The organism is Streptomyces sp. ActVer, assembly GCF_027270795.1.
Taxonomy (GTDB): Bacteria; Actinomycetota; Actinomycetes; order Streptomycetales; family Streptomycetaceae; genus Streptomyces; species Streptomyces umbrinus_A.
The window spans coordinates 1-16,491 of record NZ_JAPWHT010000015.1 but is presented as its reverse complement, the minus strand read 5'-3'; the positions used below and the strand labels follow the sequence as shown (position 1 = coordinate 16,491).

Below are 16,491 nucleotides of genomic sequence, written 5' to 3'. Positions count from 1 at the left end.
CGCGCACGTTCTGTCTTCCCACGGTCCCTCTGCCCCCTGAGTCCCTCCTTCGCACGTGGTGATCCTCCGATGAGGCGAGCCGGACGGGCTCCTCGCGGGAGGTCCGTCAGTGCCCGTGCCCCTTGCTCAGGCTCCGCAGCACGGCACCCGCCATGGCCGCCTCGCCCTTTGCATTGGGGTGGGCCGGGGCCGCGGGCGAGGCCGGTCGCAGCGGTTCTACCCAGCGGATGTCCGGGGCCTTGCACATGTCGTGTCCGATCGTGGGTCCGTACGTGTCAACGTATTCGGCCCCGTTCAACCGCGCCACCACGCGCATCATGAGGTTGAGGCGCTTGCCGGTGTCGCGCAGATAGGGGAAGTCCTTCGCCGCGAACGGCACCGAGGGGTAGCAGCCGCTGCCGTCGTCCGGCAGGAGAGCGGGGTAGCCGACGACGAGCACTCGGGCGTGCGGCGCCCTGGCGTGCACGGCCCGCAGCACGCGGGTGATCTTGGGTGCCGTTTCGAGGATCCTCAGCGTCAGCTGATCGACCCCGGAAGACTTGAAGTGACGCCGGCACGGGTCCCCCGCGAGGTCCTGCGAACTCAGCTGGGCGCAGGTGCTGATGATGGAGCTGAACCCGATGTCGTTGCCGCCGATCTGGACGGTCACCAGGTCGGTGTCCCGCTGCAGCGCGTTGAGCTGCGGAGGGTTGGTCCCCTGTGCCTTCCACATCTGCTCGGTGGTGGCGCCGCCGCAGCTCACGTCCTTGAACGTCGACGTTCTGCGCTCCGCGGCGACGAGTGAGGGGTAGTTGTGGTCGGAGCGGGCACAGTTCGCGTCCACCTGCGTCGGGATCCCCGGTCCCGAGGTGTAGGAGTCACCGAGCGAGACGTAGTCCGTGCCCCGGCCGTGGCCGCCGCCGTGCGCCGCGACGGGTGCCGCGGACGCGACGACGAGGGCGCAGCCGCTGACCGCCGCTCCCACGGCGGTCGCCCGTCGGCGGTTCGTTGCCGTGCTGCCGGACTGGGTGCGACGGTTCTTCAAGGTTCCCCCCTGGGTCCGACACCGCGAGCCTGGCCGCCGACGGCGCGCCCTTGCACGGTGACTGAACTTGTATACCGGCCAGTTCGCCCCCAGGACAGAGGCGCGTAGGGCGGAGGAGGAACGGGTTCGCGCCGTGGATCCCCTTCGGCGTGACCACGAGGCCGCCGACGTCACGGGGCCGCCGACTCCGGGGGTGGAGTCGGCAGCAGCTGAGTCGGCGGCAGCTGTCAGACGCCGAACTCCGTGGGTGACAGACCGAGGGCTGCGCAGGCTTCGCGAATGGCGTACTGCTCGGACTGGTCGAAGTGCCCGTCGGCACCCGCGACCACGATGCCCGTCTGGATGACCGCGCGGGCCTCCACCGGCTTCTTGGCGGCCTTGGCGATCTCCCGCAGCGCTTCGGCCTTGCCCACCTCGAAGTTGGCGATGAGCTGGTCCAGGTGCTTGCTGAAACGCTGGCGAAGCTGGTCCGCCGGGAAGTTCTGCAGAACCTCGTTGGAGACGATCAGCTCCTCGACCCGCTGCCTCTCCGCGAGCTCCACATGTCCGTCGGCCGCGGCCACGAGCGCGCACATGGCCATGCTCGCGTCCCGGTAGGCGCCGCTCTTGAGCTCGGTCTTGACCGACGCGAGCTGGGACTTGAGCAGCCCGACCAGCTTGGCCTTGGAGCCACCGGAGGACGAACCGGGCGCATGGCCACCGCTCTGACCCTGTCCGTACGGAGCCTGGCCCTGCCCATAGGGAGCCTGTCCCTGTCCCCCCGATCCCCTGCCACTCTGGGACTGCTGGAGGTTCTTGGCCTGGTCCTTGAGCCGGTCCCACATCGCCACTACTGCCACCTCGGCTTCTGCTGTTGCCTGTCCTGTACTGATCATCGGTCGCGCTGGTTCACGCCCCGCGACAGATCAACGCTCCTCACCACCACCAGGGTTCCCGAATGGCAAAGGCAACGTAAAACAATCCTGTTCAGGCCGCGCGGGACCGTGATGTGATGACTTCGTGAGTCGTGCCGCAGAGGAGAGCAACCGTCGCATGCTTCGGGCACGGGATGCGATGGACCGCGGCTATGCGCAGCCGCTGGACGTCCCGGCCCTGGCCCGGATCGCCCATGTGTCCCAGGCGCACTTCACACGCACCTTCCGGGCCACGTTCGGCGAGACGCCGCACCGCTATCTGCAGCGCCGCCGGGTCGAGCGGGCGATGTTCCTGTTGCGGGAGACCGACCGCAGCGTGACGGACATCTGCTTCCAGGTGGGCTTCGGCAGCCCGGGAACCTTCAGCCGCACGTTCCGCGACATCGTCGGCCGGTCACCGAGGGCGTACCGCCGCGAAGCGGTGTCCGCGGCCGTACCGACGTGTTTCACCATGGCGTGGATGCGTCCGAGCGACTGACCGTCCGCACGGTCCGTACCATCCCGTCGGCTGAGCAGTTCTGGATAAGTTTTCGTCCGGCCGGCTCGATAGCGTGATGCACATGTTCACCGCTATCACGCACTCGCAGATCTACGTCCTCGACCAGGACGAGGCCCTCGACTTCTACGTGGGCAAGCTCGACCTGGAGGTCAACACCGACGTGCCCCTGGGCTTCATGCGCTGGCTGACCGTCAACGTCCCCGGTCACCCCGACCGCCAGATCCTGCTGGAGAAGCCGGGCCCTCCGGCGCTGTCCGAGGAGACGGCGCAGCAGGTACGGGAGCTGTTGACCAAGGGGGCGATGGGCGGCCACCTGATCTTCACCACCGACGACTGCCGCAAGGCGTACGAGAAGCTGCTGGCCCGGGGCGTCGAGTTCACCGAGGAACCCACCGAGCGTCCGTACGGAATCGACTGCGGGCTCCGCGACCCCTTCGGCAACAGCATCCGCTTCACCCAGCCGAAGGCCGAGATGTGACGGCGATATCGGCGCCCGGCCGGTGGCCGGGCGCCGATACCCGTCGGGTCACGCCGGTGACGTCACGGCCCGGCCGAGATGCCGGGCGAAGAACCGGACCGCGCTGTCGGCCTCGAACCGGGGCAGTTCCTTGTGCGCGCCCGCGTTGGCGTGCAACGTCTTCTCCTTCGAGGCGAAGGCGTCGAACAGCGCGAGACCGGACTCGCGCGGGATGTGTTCGTCGTCCCACTGGAGCGCGTACTCGATCGGTACGGTGATCCGCCGCGCGTACTCGGTCAGGGCGTCGGGCCAGTGGAGGCCGAAGGCCGCGGCGGTGATCCTGGGTTCGACCGCCGTCAGCGGCACCCCGATCGCGGTGCCCATGTTCAGACCGAAGTAGCCGACGGGCCCTTCGGCGCCGATCTCCGGCAGTTCCTGGAGGGCGTCCAGGGTCGCCCGCCACTCCGGTACGGCACGCTCCGCCAGGTGGGAGTTGTACCGGACGACGATCGGGCCGACCGGTTCGCCCGCCGCCATGGCTTGCTGCATCACGGCGATCTCCTGCTCGTCATGAGCCGTGCGGGGCCGGCTGCCGTGCCCGGGCGCATCGATGGCGACGACGTGGAAACCGCAGCCGGCGACGAGGAGCTGTGCGCGGCCCGTCATCGCCGGCGCCTTCTTGTGCGTGCCGCCGCCGTGGCCCAGCAGCACCAGGGGCGCGCGGTCGGAGCCGGAGGCGGGCGACCAGAGCACGCCGGGGATCTCACCTACGGTGAAGTCGCGTTCGCGGAGACCGTTCGACGATGTCTCCGCGGTGAAATGCAGGGAATTCATGGGGTGTTGCCTTTCGGGAGTGCCTTGTCGAGGCGCTCCCGGCGACACCTGTGTCAGTCGCCCGACCGTGAAGGGAGGGGGAGCACCCACATGGATACAGCGTTCATGGGTCTCGCCTCCTCGCTCAATGTCACGATCGAATGCAAGCTAGCAGTCCGGGCGTTGTCCCGCCCAACCCTTTTCCTGGCCCTGAGGCCACCTCGCCGTCAGGCCGTCGCCTGGGCCATGTTGCCGGAGCCGCGCAGGACCGGATCGCCCCGCAGCCGCAGGAACGCCAGGCCCAGGGCGGCGGCCTGGAGTACTCCGCACACCAGGATGGCGTGCTGGAGCGCCGACAACGGTGTCAGGGCAACCACGATTCCCGCGACCGGGAAGGGCAGCAGCAGGAGCAGGATGGTCAGAGAGAGGGTGCTTCCGAAGGCGGCCGGCGGTATGAGGAGTGAGCGCAGTGTGCGCAGCACGACGGTCAGGCCGCCGTCCGCGGCCATGAAGAGCGCCATGACCAGGACGTACGAGATGTAGGTGGGCGCCTGTGCCAGGGCGAGGCAGGCCGCGGACGCGACGGTGGAGCAGACCACGCCGACTCCCCACAGGCCCAGCCGGTTGAGCGCGAACCGGCAGGCCGTGACGGCGAGGAGGGTGGAGGCCGCTGCCGCCGACCAGAGGGTGCCCACGGCTGCCGAGGTCAGCCCGAAGCGCTCGATCACGATGATCGGGCTGGCCGCCTGCAACAGCCCGAGCGCGAGGTTGGAGACGACCAGTCCGGCCACGAGCCAGCTCAGCACGGGCAGCGAACTCAGCGTGTGCCAGCCGGTCTTGAGCCCTGCTTCCCGTCGCACACCGTTCCTCGCCGAGCCGCGCAGTGGCGTCGGCGGGGTTTGCAGGGCGAGACAGGCCGCGAGGACGGACAACACCCCGAGGACGGCGAGCATATGGCTGGGTCCGGCGAGCAGGAGCACACCTCCCAGCGCGGGCCCGGTGAGGGTGGCGGTCTGGTCGATCCCGATCAGCACGGCCTGCACCCTGTGCGCCTGGCCCGCCGTACGCCGGCTGACGATCGCACCGACGGCTTCGTTGGCGATGAAACTGAACTGTGTCAGGGCGCCCGTTCCGGCGGCCAGCGCCATCACGGTGACCGTCTCGGCCGTCCCGCTCGGAAGCATGAACAGGGCGACGCCGCCCGCCGCCACGAGCAGCGCCCGTGCCAGGGAGGCGAGGAAGAACACGATCGCGGCCCCACGCCGGTCGACCAGGTCGCCCGCCAGACCGAAGGCCGCCACCCGCGGAAGCCATTCCAGCGCGAAGGCGAGACCCGTCAGAGAGGCCGACTTGGTTGTGGCCAGCACCAGGAGCGGCATGGCATAGGTGCTCATGGAGAAAGCAAGCGCGTCGAAGGCTCTGGGTGCGTATACCCGGCGGAGCAGGCTGCCTCGGGGAATGGCTGCGTGCCGACCGGCCGGCTGGCCCTCGTAAATCGAGATGGTCACGGAGTGGGGTGCTTTCAGTCAGCGGTGGCATGACAAAGGGGAAGGGCCGACCCGGGCGGCCCGTCGCATGAAGGACCCGGTCGATGATTCTTGGCCTGAAGCCGGAAAGTATGTGCCGAAGCCGTTCCTACAAGGCGGCGTCCGGCACTCGGGGAGCTTCCGTCGTAGGCCGTGCCGGGCGGCTCCGCATTCGATCAGCAGGGCATCAGGCGTAGTTCGTACGCGATACGCGGCCGTCGCACCGCCGTCCGCGCACCGTCGGCGCGGGCCCTTGAACAGGTGCGCGGCCTCGTCGGACATGCCTCTGGGTTTCCCGCGGCCGTGCTGCACCGAAGGGATGTCTGTCGCCCCACGCGTACCGCTCCACTCGGCGGCGGGTATGGCTGTGACGGGGACGCTGTCCGTCCACGCCAGGGTGCGAGCTCTTGGGCACGCGGACTCCACTCGAGTGGGGGCAAGAGGGAAATCAGGCCTGCGGTATGAAGCGGCACGCCCGACAGTTGTGAAGTGACCTTGCCATAAGCCTTGTTGCGCAATCAACCACGGATTGCGCACGAGTTTTCCGCGTCATGTCCGCACCGGTGCCCGGACACAGGTGTCAACTCAACTGGCGAGATGGACAGTTCGGGTCGTCCCGGACCGACTGCCCAAGGTGACGTACGAGGGCCTGGGAGCCTCTCAGGGCCGGGCAGGCCCTCGTACGCGCCGGTTCTTCGACGTTCTACGCGTAGAACGGCCCCGGGTAGGCCCACGTCGTCGTACCGAAGATCTCGGGGTCGTCGATCGAGACCCGCACGTTGCTGACCTTGAGCCCGTACTGGGTCGGGGTCATGCCGGCCGGGCAGTCGACGTCCACGATCGGGGTGAAGTTGACGAACCAGTTGGGCCCGTATTCGGCGTCGGGGTAGTCCCGGAGGCGCTGGACGAGGTTGGCGGCGCCGCCCTCCACGTAGACCGGGGACAGGCGGCGCTGGTCCTCGTGGACAACGAAGGCGGTGGACTGGTCGAAGCTGCCGTCAGGGCGCAGACAGCCGAAGGTGCGGTCGGTGTCCGCATACGCGTCGAAGTAGCCGGTTCCGGCCAGTCCCGCCTTGTAGCCGGGCTGCTCGCGGACGTTGTGCAGCACCGTCCCGAGCTTGAAGCCACCACAGCCGGAAGTCGGGTCGAACTGCCGGAAGTACAGCTGGCAGGTGTTCGGTTCGTTGTACGCGGCGTCCGGGTCCGGGGTGTAGGGCTGGGGCACGACAGCCCCGTAGAACTTCATCGTCATGGAGACGCCGCCCGGCGTGGGTGCCGGGATGTCGACGACGGTGCTGGCCTGTGCGGCGTTCGGTCCGGTCAGGACGAGTCCTGTGGCCGCCAGCAGCGCGACGGTCAGTCGCGCCAGAATCCTGCGGATGCCTGTCTTACGCATCTACTGCTCCCCCTTGAGGCACATCGGTCAAGGCACGCTAACCGCGACTCAACACCCGCACCAGACAAACAACTTGAATCCACACAAGTGGAGGAACGGCCCGCAGGGGTCTGCCGTCCAGAGTCGTTCCGGCCGGCCCCCGAGGTGACCGGGGGCTGCTCTCCCCACACAGCCGGGGGGCAGCCGCAGCGAAAATCCTCGGCCACGCTTCTAGCGTGAAGGTGCATATCGATCACTTCGTCGCAGGAGCCGCACCGAATGGACCGGAACAACGCCCCACGCCGCACTGTGCTCGCGCTCGGCACCGCCGCAGCCGCCGCACCCTGGCTCGGCGCAGTCCCCGCCCGTGCCGACGCCTCGACCACGGGACGAGCCGCGGACACGGCACGCGCGGCGGCCACGGAACTGGACGAGCTCGGCATCGTCGAGCTTCGCCGTCGGATGGACGACGGACGGCTCACCGCCGAACAGCTCACCCGCCACTATCTGGAACGCATCGAACGCGTCGACCCGCTCCTGCACGCGGTGATCGAGGTCAATCCCGACGCCCTGCGCGAAGCCCGGCGCCTGGACACCCAGCGGGACCGCCGTGGACCCCTGCACGGCATGCCCATCCTGCTCAAGGATCTGGTGGAGACCGCCGACCGGATGCACACGACGGCCGGATCGCTTGCCCTGCAGGGCCTGCGGCCGGCGACAGACGCCGGGGTCGCCGCCAGGCTGCGCGCGGCCGGTGCCGTCATCCTCGGCAAGACCAATCTCAGCGAGTGGGCCGGCGGGATGTCGCTCACCCACCACGCCGGCTGGAGTGCTCGCGGCGGGCAGACCAGGAACCCCTACAAACTGGACCGGTCACCGAACGAGTCCAGTTCAGGCACCGCGGTCGCCGTCGCGGCCAACCTGTGCGTCGCCGGAATCGGTACGGAGACCAATGGCTCGATCATCGACCCGGCCTCGGCGAACTGCGTGGTCGGGGTGAAGCCGACCGTCGGACTGGTCGGGCGCGGCGGCGTGATCCCCGGTGTGCCGAGCCAGGACAGTGTCGGTCCGATCGCGCGCACGGTCCGGGACGCCGCGGTCCTGCTCGGCACGCTCGTCGGGATCGACGACCGCGATCCGGCGACCGGGGCGAGCCAGGGCCGCTTCCATCGTGACTACACCCGTTTCCTCGACGCCGACGGGCTGCGTGGCGCCCGCATCGGCGTACCGCGAGCGGTGTACTTCGGCTACAGCCACCACGCCGACGAGATCGCGGAACGGGCGATCGCCACACTGCGGAAGGCCGGGGCGACGGTGGTCGACCCTGCCGACATCCCGACAGCCGAGCAGCTCGAGGACCTGCCCAGCTCGATGGTCGTCCAGGCGTACGAGATCAAGCGTGGACTCAACGCCTACCTGGCCGCCGCCCCCGGTGACCATCCGCGTAGCCTGGCGGAACTGATCGCGTTCAACCGTGCCCACGCCGACCGCGAACTCCGCTACGTGCGGCAGGACGGCCTGGAGGCGGTGCACGAGCTGGACTTCACCGAACGCGAATACCGTGCGGCGCTGGCCACCAACCACCGGCTCTCACGCGCCGAGGGCATCGACGCGGTGCTGCGCCGCTTCGACCTGGACGCCCTCGTCATGCCGACCACCGGACCACCGGCCAAGATCGACCTGATCCGCGGGGACAGCTACGGCGGTGGTTCGTCGACGCCCGCCGCGCTCGCCGGATACCCCGCGATCAGCGTTCCGGCCGGCTTCGCGTTCGGCCTGCCGGTCGGCCTGACCTTCATGGGTACGGCGTGGAGCGAGCCGGTTCTGCTCCGTCTCGCCCATGCCTACGAGCAGGCTTCCCGCGTCCGCCGACCGCCGACGTACCGGGACGCCGATGTCGGCTTCTGACCCGACGGACGAGAGGACGCCTGGGCGGCGAGCACATGGCGAGGTAGCTGAGTTGTCACAACTTCCCTGGAGGACATCTACTCCGCCGGAGCCAGCAGGGTCGGTCTGTGCCTGCGCACGAGCGATCCCCTTGATGGGGCGCACCTCGGCGTCGATCACCAGGCGAGGGACCACAAACCCCTCGCCTCTCAACTCGACTGAAACGTCGTAGAGATCTGCGAAGACAACGACAGCGCGACCAACCGCCGGAGGCAACGCAAGGGCAACCACCCGATTCTGACCGATGTCCAGAGCGGCCACATTTGACACGGGATCGTCTGGCACTCGAACCGCGTGTACCGCCAGCCCCGGGGGCTGGAGGACCTGATGGACCTACCTGGGCTCCCCTGAGGCGGGCCGGTGAGCTGTACTGAGATTTGTGGAGTCCCCGGACTGTCCCGAGTTGGGTGGAGTCGAGTTACTTGGTTTCACGCTACCGGCGGGGAACGGAGTTCGTACTCCACCGGGCTTCCGCGCAAGGCGAGTTGAGACAACGTCCACGTCCCGAAGGCGCAGAATCAGGAATGACTTACTTGCCTCTCTTGCGGGGCACCCAGACAGCGTCAGCGCCCCCGATCTCCCTCGTGGGGGCCGCGGGCGCTTTTCTGTGTCTAGCTCTTGTTCTTGCTCTCCAGCCACTCTGTGTAGTTGTGGGAGGCATTGCTGCCCTGCTTACCAGGCGAGAGCTTCACGATCGCCTTGTCCTTCTCAGGGTTGCCGCTGAGATACGCCTCGGTCAGGACGTACGGCAATCCATCCACCCGGAACCGAATACTGCCGTCGGGATAGGCGCTGACGCGAACCTTCCGACCGTCGGGAAGCTCGATGGGTTCGGCAACGAAGTGCGCCTTGAGAGACTGCTGATCAGCCATACAGACCTCCAGTCATACTGGCTCGGCAGGAGCGCTCAGCGTACTGCCAACCCCTATTGGGCGTTCAGCCCAGAGGAAGCTCGGCAAGCATCACGGCGTACACCGGGGAGTCCGGGAAGGGCCGGCGCTCGCCGACCTTCCGGAAGCCCCACCCCTCGTACATCACCTGGACGCGGGGGTGTTCGGTGTCGACGAGCAGGACCACAAGGTCCTCGTCCCGGTCCTCCAGGAGCGCCCGAGTGACCAACTCCGCGACCCCAGCCTTGCGCCACTTCGTCCGGACGGCAAGCTCCGAGAAGGAGAACGTACGGTCCTGCCCAGGGTCAGGGGCGGGGCTCAGATGTTCGCGCGACCACTCGCGATACGGGGTGGACGGGGCGCCGTAAGCGAAGGCCACTGCCGTCTCGCCGTCGTACGCGATCACACAATCGAAGTCCGGGTTCTTGCCCCAGTGGTCGACGAACCAGGGGAAGCGCTGGTTGAACTCGTCGTCCATGGCGTCCGCATAGGCGTCGTCGTGCACATCGATCAGAGCCTGGCGGATCTGCGGAAGATCGGGGTGCGCGAAGCGGCGGACGTCCCAGTCGGCCATCAGGCCCGGCTCCATTCGGATCGGTAGCGGTCTCCCCACTCTCGGGCGACATTGGCGTCTGGCGCAAGGGTGATCAAGTCGCGGTAGTAGTCGCCGAGTAGTGAGCGCATCCGGCCCGGGATAGGGTCTCCGTTCATCAGCTCGAACGCGTGCGAAGCCGTCGAGCACGCCTGATCAATGTCCCGCTGGTGGAGCTGGGCCAGAGCAAGCCGTGTCGTGGCCAGGGCCCGGTTCCTGCGGAACTGCTTCGGGATCGCCTTCAATGCCTTGTGGCTGGCCGCCTCGGCCTGCTCAGAGTCGCCGATCCGGTCTCGGACGATGGCCGTTATCGCCGTCAGCTCGGCACGCCCGTAGAAGGCCACCCAGCTCGGCCGGGGCTGGTCGAACTCGGCTTTCTCCAGTGCCTCCTGAGCGTGGCCCAGGGACCGCAGGGCGGCCTGCCGTTCGTTGAGGTTGGAGTGACCGATGGCCGTCCGCGCGTGGGCAAGGGAGGCGAACAGCGGATCACGCCGCGTGATCGCGGTGTACTGGGCGGCCTGGCCGGAGTCCACGGCCTCGATATGCTCTCTGCGCTGGTGAGCGAGCATGGCGTACGAATTCCACACCCGCATCTCCGCGATGGGGTCCTGGCCCATCCCGGCGAGGTACAACGCCCTGCCCAGGAGGGCCTGGGCCCGGTCGGTCTGCTTGGCGTCCAGTGCGCTCCAGGCCGCCGTGGCCGTGTAGTCGGCGGCGATGCTGAAGAGGCGGAGCCGGACGCGCTGGGAGGCGCCCTGCTTCTGCTTGTCGAGCGCCTCGGCCGCCCCGGCCAACGCGGCTCGCGCCAGACCCTCGTGGCCTCCCCCGGTGTCGTCGAGGGCCATCAGAGCGTCCAGGCCGCTACGGAGGCGGATCACGTCGGAGGTACCCACGGAGTGCTGGGCGATGATCGGGGCGATGACGGCAGCCGTCGTGCCGGTAGTGGCGGAGATAAAGTTCCTGCGCCTCACGGGTGACTCCGGTTCGGTGGCGGGGCGTGTTCGGGCCGGTTTGACGAATCCCAGCTCCTCGGCGGTGCTTCCGAATACTGCCTCTAACGCCTTCCGCTGACGCGGATGGGGCCACCTGGTTCTTCCGGTCAGCCAGTACCGCACAGTCCGGTCACTCACTGTGGGCTCGTGCCCGTCGCAGACCAGTCGGGTGTTCACGGCATCGGTCAACTCGACCTGGGTCAGGCCGCTCTCTTCCATGGCACTGATGAGGCTCGCGTTCCCCTCCACGTATCCACCGTAGCTATCGGCAGCCCCTCCGTGAGCACGAGTGGCGCGAAATTTCCGGTCGGGACCAACACACACCGAGGCGGTATTTCCTGCCAGCCGGCAGCGAGGAGCCGTTCACTCACGTAAGGCCGCTCGCACCCGCACCCCTGAGGTCCTGACGACTGTGACTGCAACGCCGAGCCCCACAGGGCACCCTGGATACTCACAAACGCTAGATCGTGTTCCGGAGAGCGCGAGCGTGGCTCGCAGCCTCGTTCGTACGGCCCTCGTTGCCTGGCACCAAGAGCACTTGGTGGAGGACGCGCTGAACGTCATCACCGAGCCGGTCTCCAACGCCGTCGACCACGCCCGGCGCCCCTCGATCCGGGTCGTCGTCGCGCGCCCCTCCGACGGCTGGATCCGGCTCGGGGTGGTCGACCGCCCCAGGGACATCCCGGAGATGCGGCTGGACTCCAACGAGGACCAGATCCGGGGCCGTGGGCTCGTCCTGGTCGAGGCCCTTTCGGACCTCTGGGGCACGGACCTGCATCGCTGGGGCAAGACCGTCTGGGCCGAGCTGAAGAGCGTGCCGACCGAATGACCAAGGGGCAGCCGCCAGCGTTGACTGGACACCCGGCCCCGGATCATGCAGCTCCCCCCAGCCCCCTACGGAGTAGGGGCCGGCTGATCCAGATGGCTCGCCCTTGCCGTGAGGAGGAGAGGTCCGACTGTCCCGCAACGACCGGGACCTCGTTGCGGCCTCGAAAGACCTCAAGCAGATGCGGTCCAAGCAAATTGCGATGGCCCCTGCCCAAGGGGCCACCACGGCAGTCACGGTCGCGCGGTCTCTGACACCTTGATGGCGCCGACCGGGCAGGACCGGGCCGCCTCCCGGAGCATCGGGTCGGTGGTGTCCTCCTGTCCGGGCAGGAGGGTGCTGAAGCCGTCGTCGTCCTGGGTGAAGACGGCCGGGGCGGACATCGCGCACTGGCCGGCGCCGATGCATGCGTCCGTGTCGATGTCGATGTGCATGAGGAGACCCCCTACCAGGCCACGGGGAGATCCAGCATTCCCTGGATCGTGTCGCCCGGTTTGAAGCGGACCTCGTCCGGCGCCACGTCGAGCCGTAGTCCGGGCACCCGCTCGAACAGGGAACGCATGGCAATCTCCATTTCGGCACGGGCGAGGTTCTGGCCGAGACACTGGTGGATACCGAAGCCGAACGCCACGTGATGGCGGGTGGGGCGGTGCCAGTCGAGGGTGTCGGGTTCGGCGTAGACCTCCCCGTCGCGGTATCCCTCGCTGACGCGGAGCAATCGAGTGCGGACCCTGTCGAGGACACCCGCAGCCGTATCACCACGCCGGGGTGATCCGCGTGGAAGCTACGGATCAGGGCGGGGAGGTCGATGACAGCCACAGCGAGTACCGACGAGCCCGTCACCGGGTCACGGCACCACGCCGCTCGCACCGCAGTCCATCCGCTTCGGTCGATCCGTCGAACCAGGCACCTCCTCGCAACCGGAGGCCCGCGACCCTCGGCGGCACAGATTCACCACAGCCTCGACAGAGTGATTGACGCGCGCTGAACAGCGCTCTACCTTCTGATCGACTTTCCGAACCTGGTTCGAAATTTCGACCAACTTCCTTGCATGGCTGTGAACTTCACGTCCCCGTTCCCCCGCGCCGCGCAGCCGCTCACCCGCCCCCGCACGCCGCCTGGAGACCAAGATGAGCGCAAGACCCCAGCCGTCCCGTCGCCTCTTCCTCGGTATGGCCGCCGCCACTCCCCTGGCCATGTCCGGCGTACTGACCCTCGGCGCCGGCACCGCCCACGCGGCCGACTCGGCGTACGTCATGTGCTACTTCACGGAGTCGACCAGCCTGGGCGCGGGCACCGACTACGGCCTTCACCTCGCCGTCAGCACGGACTCGCTCAACTGGACGCCGCTGAACCAGAACAACCCCGTGGTCACCCCCACCGCGGGCGCCCTCGGTCTGCGCGACCCGTTCCTCATGCGCAAGCAGGACGGCAGTTTCGTCGCCATCGCCACCGACCTCAAGGGCACGGACTGGAGCTACAACAGCCAGTACATCCATGTCTGGGACTCCGCCGACCTGCGCACCTTCACCGGCTACCGCCGCCTCAAGCTCCACGACATGACCACCCACAGCTGGGCCCCCGAGGCGTTCTGGGACGCCGGGCGGGGTCAGTACGGGGTCATCTACTCCTCGGTCAACTCCAGCGGCCACAACGTGATCATGGTGAACTACACGAGTGACTTCGTCACCGCCTCGGCCCCGCAGGTCTTCTTCGACCCCGGCTACGACGTCATCGACGGCAACATGGCCGTCGGCGTCAACGGCGTCAACTACCTCTTCTTCAAGAAGAACCAGACACTGGTGGCGGCGAGGTCCAGCTCTCTGAACCCGGGCAGTTTCACGGAGTTCAGCGCGGGCGTCGCACACGGCGGCACGGAGGCCCCGACCGTGTTCAAGTCACTGACCTCGAACACCTGGTACCTGTGGGGTGACACGTACACCCCCAACGGCGTCTTCTATGCCTGGCAGTCCACCAACCTTGCCTCGGGCACCTGGACCGCGCTCGACCAGAAGACCTACACCCAGCCGGTCAACTCCAAGCACTGCGGCATCGCGACGATCACCACGGCCGAGTACAACAACCTGCTCACCAAGTGGGGTGCCCCGACCTGGAACCGGCTCAAGTCGTACAACTTCCCGGACCGTTACGTGCGCCACGCCAACTACGCGGCCCGCATCGACACGTACCCCTTCGACCTGTACACCGACTCGCAGTGGAAGCTCGTTCCGGGCCTGGCCGACAGTTCCGGGGTGTCCTTCCAGTCGGTCAACTACCCCACCCGCTATCTCCGGCACTACAACTACCAGCTCCAACTCGACGTAAACGACGGCACGTCGACGTATGCGGGCGACGCGACCTTCTACCGCACGGCGGGCCTCGCGGACAGCTCCTGGTCGTCGTTCCGCTCGTACAACAACCCAACTCGCTACATCCGCCACGCCAACTACGTGCTGCGCATCGACCCGATCTCCACGTCCACCGAACAGCAGGACGCGACGTTCCGCGTCGGCTATTGATGGGCTCACGTCCCCTGGGATGCTCTGCAGATGAAACTCAGCGCGATCACACTCGACTGCCCTGATCCACTGACTCTGGCGGCCTTCTATCAGCAGGCCACAGGCCCACCGACCACACCGGGGTCGACGTCATGGCAGTCAATGAGGATGCCCTGCTGACGGAACAGATGGCTTACTACCGAGCTCGTGCGCCCGAGTACGACCGGGTCTACGCCGAGCGTGAGGGTCTGCGCGAGCTGCTGACAGTGGTCGGCGACCTCCCGATTGCCGGGGACGTGCTGGAGCTGGCCTGCGGAACGGGGCAGTGGACTGGAGCGTTGGCCGAGCGGGCGTGTTCGGTCACCGCTGTCGACGCGTCACCGGAGGTGCTGGGTATCGCACAAGCACGGACAGCTTCCGCCGACGTCCGGTTCGAGCGCGTCGACGTGTTCGACTGGCGGCCGCCGCGCCGGTACGACACCGTGTTCTTCGCCTTCTGGCTCTCCCATGTCCCGCCGTCCCGGCTCGGTGACTTCTGGAACACCGTGGCCGCCGCACTGACGCCGCACGGCAAAGCGATCTTCATCGATGAAGGCCCTTCCGCGACCGCCCGTGAGGACGTGGCCGGGGAAGTGCGTCGACTCGACGACGGCAGCGAGTACCGCATCGTGAAGGTCTTCCACGATCCGGAGGAACTCACCGGCGAACTAGCCGAGTTGGGGTGGTCCGCAGACATCCGGACACGGGAGGAGTTCTTCGTCGGCATCGCAGAACCACGTTCCGCCGCCTTCGCCTAGCCGCGTTTCGGCTCTGGCCCGGTCCATGATCCGCCGGAGGGAACCCGGCGGTGCGGCGCTCGAAAAACCAGTGGAGCAGCGCCGCTGTGCGCCACTACCGTGCTGCCGAACCAAGTCGTCTGGGCAAGGACGTGCCGTTGTACACCGTGTGAGACCCCCCGAGTGCTGAATCGTCGCGCGTCGCGCATCTGCGCCGCGCTCCTTTTTGCTGCGGACTTCTCACTGAAACCGGTGTACTTCTGTGCTCGAAGACTGGGTGGTCATGCCCACCTGCCTACCGCTGGTTCTCCGCCGTTGCCACGCGTGCGCGTCCGAGCGTTTCCGGGCTAACGGAAAATTTCGCGTCAACGCCAACCACAAGCTCATCGACGCCTGGCTCCTCGCGCTCTGTACCGTCTGCGGGGAAACGACAAAGCTCACGGTCCTGGAGCGGATGAACGTGCGCTCCGTACGACCTGAGCTGCTGGACCGGCTGCACGACAACGACCCTGGCCTGGCAGCCCAGTTGCTCCAGGATCCAGCCGTGCGACGCCGTAACCGCATCGCCCTCGACTGGGTCAACGCCTGGCGTCTCGACACCGGAGGATGGGATCGCCTGGACCGCGCGGTGAACCACGTCAGCGATGTCAGCGATGCCATCGACGTCTCGGTCCGCTTCGCGGCACGGATCCCGGTCCGGCCGGTGCGGCTGATCGCCGAAGGCTTCGGTCTCTCGCGGGCCGAGGTCGAGAGACTGATCATGGAGGGGAGCGTCGTTTCGGCGGTCCGGCTGAGCGGCAAGCTCTCCGGTGACTTCACCTTCACGCTCAAGCGCTGAGCCCTGCTCGGGACCAGGGGTCTGTCCGGCAAGTTCCGCCGGGCAGACCCCTGGTCCCCCTGGTGGGCCGGCCTTTCGACGGCGAGCCTCTTCTCGGGCGCCCACCAGTCAAGCTCAAGTCCACTCCGTCAAGCTCAGGTCCGCCCAGTCGAGCTCAGCCCGCCGCCCCGTCGAGCAGCCGGCTGTAGCGCAGCCGCAGCGCCCGCTCCGTGCTGGCCGCCACGGTAGCCACCCCGAGCACGACGTTGCCCCACACCGTCAGATCAATGGGCGAGGTGAAGGTCCCGACGTACTGGGCGACGCCCTCCGGATCCCGGGTGACCTGTTCGGCGAGCTGAAGGATCAGGAGAACCAGGCCGATGACGAGCACGATCGCCGAGAGGAAACCGATACAGCGGCTCAGTGCGGGGTGCGCGCGGTCGAAGCGCGCACGGCGCCCCTCGGCGGGGTCGTGTCCCCGGTCGTGGTGTAGCCGATCACGGTCCGTCGCTTCCGCTTTGGAGCCGTCCGGTACGTGCCGCAGC

16 protein-coding genes and 3 pseudogenes are annotated in these 16,491 nt (G+C 67.7%); 8 read left to right on the top strand and 11 right to left on the bottom strand.

The window, feature by feature from the left end:
* Positions 1-106: 106 nt before the first annotated feature.
* Together O3Q52_RS04485 and O3Q52_RS04480 are read right to left on the bottom strand one after the other, a co-directional pair.
* Positions 107-1,024 carry an SGNH/GDSL hydrolase family protein gene (locus tag O3Q52_RS04485; RefSeq protein ID WP_269647463.1) on the bottom strand — a complete coding sequence of 306 codons (918 nt, stop codon included), beginning with the start codon at positions 1,022-1,024 and terminating at the stop codon, positions 107-109.
* 227 nt (positions 1,025-1,251) lie between these two features.
* Complete coding sequence (locus O3Q52_RS04480) at positions 1,252-1,854, bottom strand: tellurite resistance TerB family protein (protein ID WP_269647493.1); 603 nt, start codon at positions 1,852-1,854, stop codon at positions 1,252-1,254.
* A 169-nt stretch (positions 1,855-2,023) separates the two neighbouring features.
* Here O3Q52_RS04480 and O3Q52_RS04475 point away from each other — a divergent pair, with 169 nt between their 5' ends.
* Both O3Q52_RS04475 and O3Q52_RS04470 read left to right on the top strand, forming a co-directional pair.
* Positions 2,024-2,416 carry a helix-turn-helix domain-containing protein gene (locus O3Q52_RS04475; protein ID WP_269647462.1) on the top strand — a complete coding sequence of 131 codons (393 nt, stop codon included), beginning with the start codon at positions 2,024-2,026 and terminating at the stop codon, positions 2,414-2,416.
* Between the two features lie 82 nt (positions 2,417-2,498).
* Entirely contained in the window at positions 2,499-2,915 is a 417-nt protein-coding gene (locus O3Q52_RS04470; protein WP_269647461.1) for a VOC family protein, read from the top strand.
* A 48-nt stretch (positions 2,916-2,963) separates the two neighbouring features.
* Here O3Q52_RS04470 and O3Q52_RS04465 read toward each other — a convergent pair whose 3' ends face one another.
* The 3 genes from O3Q52_RS04465 to O3Q52_RS04455 form a co-directional block, all read right to left on the bottom strand.
* Positions 2,964-3,728 (bottom strand): alpha/beta hydrolase, encoded by a 765-nt coding sequence (locus O3Q52_RS04465; protein WP_269647460.1) that lies wholly within the window; start codon positions 3,726-3,728, stop codon positions 2,964-2,966.
* A 206-nt stretch (positions 3,729-3,934) separates the two neighbouring features.
* Positions 3,935-5,215: an MFS transporter gene (locus O3Q52_RS04460; protein WP_269647459.1), complete on the bottom strand. Its 1,281-nt coding sequence runs from the start codon at positions 5,213-5,215 to the stop codon at positions 3,935-3,937.
* Between the two features lie 721 nt (positions 5,216-5,936).
* Positions 5,937-6,629: a hypothetical protein gene (locus tag O3Q52_RS04455; protein ID WP_269647458.1), complete on the bottom strand. Its 693-nt coding sequence runs from the start codon at positions 6,627-6,629 to the stop codon at positions 5,937-5,939.
* Between the two features lie 258 nt (positions 6,630-6,887).
* Between O3Q52_RS04455 and O3Q52_RS04450 the strand changes: the two genes are divergently transcribed.
* Positions 6,888-8,516 carry an amidase gene (locus O3Q52_RS04450; RefSeq protein WP_269647457.1) on the top strand — a complete coding sequence of 543 codons (1,629 nt, stop codon included), beginning with the start codon at positions 6,888-6,890 and terminating at the stop codon, positions 8,514-8,516.
* A 650-nt stretch (positions 8,517-9,166) separates the two neighbouring features.
* Here the strand turns inward: O3Q52_RS04450 and O3Q52_RS04445 are convergent.
* The 3 genes from O3Q52_RS04445 to O3Q52_RS04435 all read right to left on the bottom strand — a co-directional run bounded on the left by O3Q52_RS04445 (position 9,167) and on the right by O3Q52_RS04435 (position 11,008).
* Complete coding sequence (locus O3Q52_RS04445) at positions 9,167-9,427, bottom strand: hypothetical protein (protein ID WP_269647456.1); 261 nt, start codon at positions 9,425-9,427, stop codon at positions 9,167-9,169.
* Positions 9,428-9,491: 64 nt separating this feature from the next.
* A complete protein-coding gene (locus O3Q52_RS04440) occupies positions 9,492-10,019 on the bottom strand; it encodes a GNAT family N-acetyltransferase (RefSeq protein ID WP_269647455.1) in 528 nt (175 codons plus the stop codon).
* Positions 10,019-11,008 (bottom strand): hypothetical protein, encoded by a 990-nt coding sequence (locus O3Q52_RS04435; protein WP_332112863.1) that lies wholly within the window; start codon positions 11,006-11,008, stop codon positions 10,019-10,021. The genes O3Q52_RS04440 and O3Q52_RS04435 overlap by 1 nt, the downstream gene beginning before the upstream one ends.
* A gap of 433 nt (positions 11,009-11,441) precedes the next feature.
* Between O3Q52_RS04435 and O3Q52_RS04430 the strand changes: the two genes are divergently transcribed.
* Positions 11,442-11,858, top strand: a complete 417-nt coding sequence (locus O3Q52_RS04430) for an ATP-binding protein (protein WP_332112862.1) — start codon at positions 11,442-11,444, stop codon at positions 11,856-11,858.
* A 230-nt stretch (positions 11,859-12,088) separates the two neighbouring features.
* Here O3Q52_RS04430 and O3Q52_RS04425 read toward each other — a convergent pair whose 3' ends face one another.
* Together O3Q52_RS04425 and O3Q52_RS04420 are read right to left on the bottom strand one after the other, a co-directional pair.
* Positions 12,089-12,289 (bottom strand): ferredoxin, encoded by a 201-nt coding sequence (locus O3Q52_RS04425; protein WP_269647453.1) that lies wholly within the window; start codon positions 12,287-12,289, stop codon positions 12,089-12,091.
* Between the two features lie 11 nt (positions 12,290-12,300).
* Positions 12,301-12,537: pseudogene (locus tag O3Q52_RS04420) on the bottom strand (cytochrome P450); the annotation flags it as partial.
* 448 nt (positions 12,538-12,985) lie between these two features.
* Between O3Q52_RS04420 and O3Q52_RS04415 the strand changes: the two are divergent.
* From O3Q52_RS04415 to O3Q52_RS04400, 4 genes and pseudogenes are all read left to right on the top strand, one after another.
* Positions 12,986-14,374 carry a glycoside hydrolase family 43 protein gene (locus O3Q52_RS04415; RefSeq protein ID WP_269647452.1) on the top strand — a complete coding sequence of 463 codons (1,389 nt, stop codon included), beginning with the start codon at positions 12,986-12,988 and terminating at the stop codon, positions 14,372-14,374.
* 30 nt (positions 14,375-14,404) lie between these two features.
* Positions 14,405-14,479, top strand: a pseudogene (locus tag O3Q52_RS04410) (VOC family protein); the annotation flags it as partial.
* Positions 14,480-14,505: 26 nt separating this feature from the next.
* Positions 14,506-15,150, top strand: coding sequence for a trans-aconitate 2-methyltransferase (locus O3Q52_RS04405; protein ID WP_269647451.1), 645 nt, complete (start codon positions 14,506-14,508; stop codon positions 15,148-15,150).
* Between the two features lie 241 nt (positions 15,151-15,391).
* Positions 15,392-15,967, top strand: a complete 576-nt coding sequence (locus O3Q52_RS04400; protein WP_269647450.1) for a DUF1062 domain-containing protein — start codon at positions 15,392-15,394, stop codon at positions 15,965-15,967.
* A gap of 154 nt (positions 15,968-16,121) precedes the next feature.
* Here the strand turns inward: O3Q52_RS04400 and O3Q52_RS04395 are convergent.
* A pseudogene (locus O3Q52_RS04395) lies at positions 16,122-16,491 on the bottom strand (hypothetical protein); the annotation flags it as partial.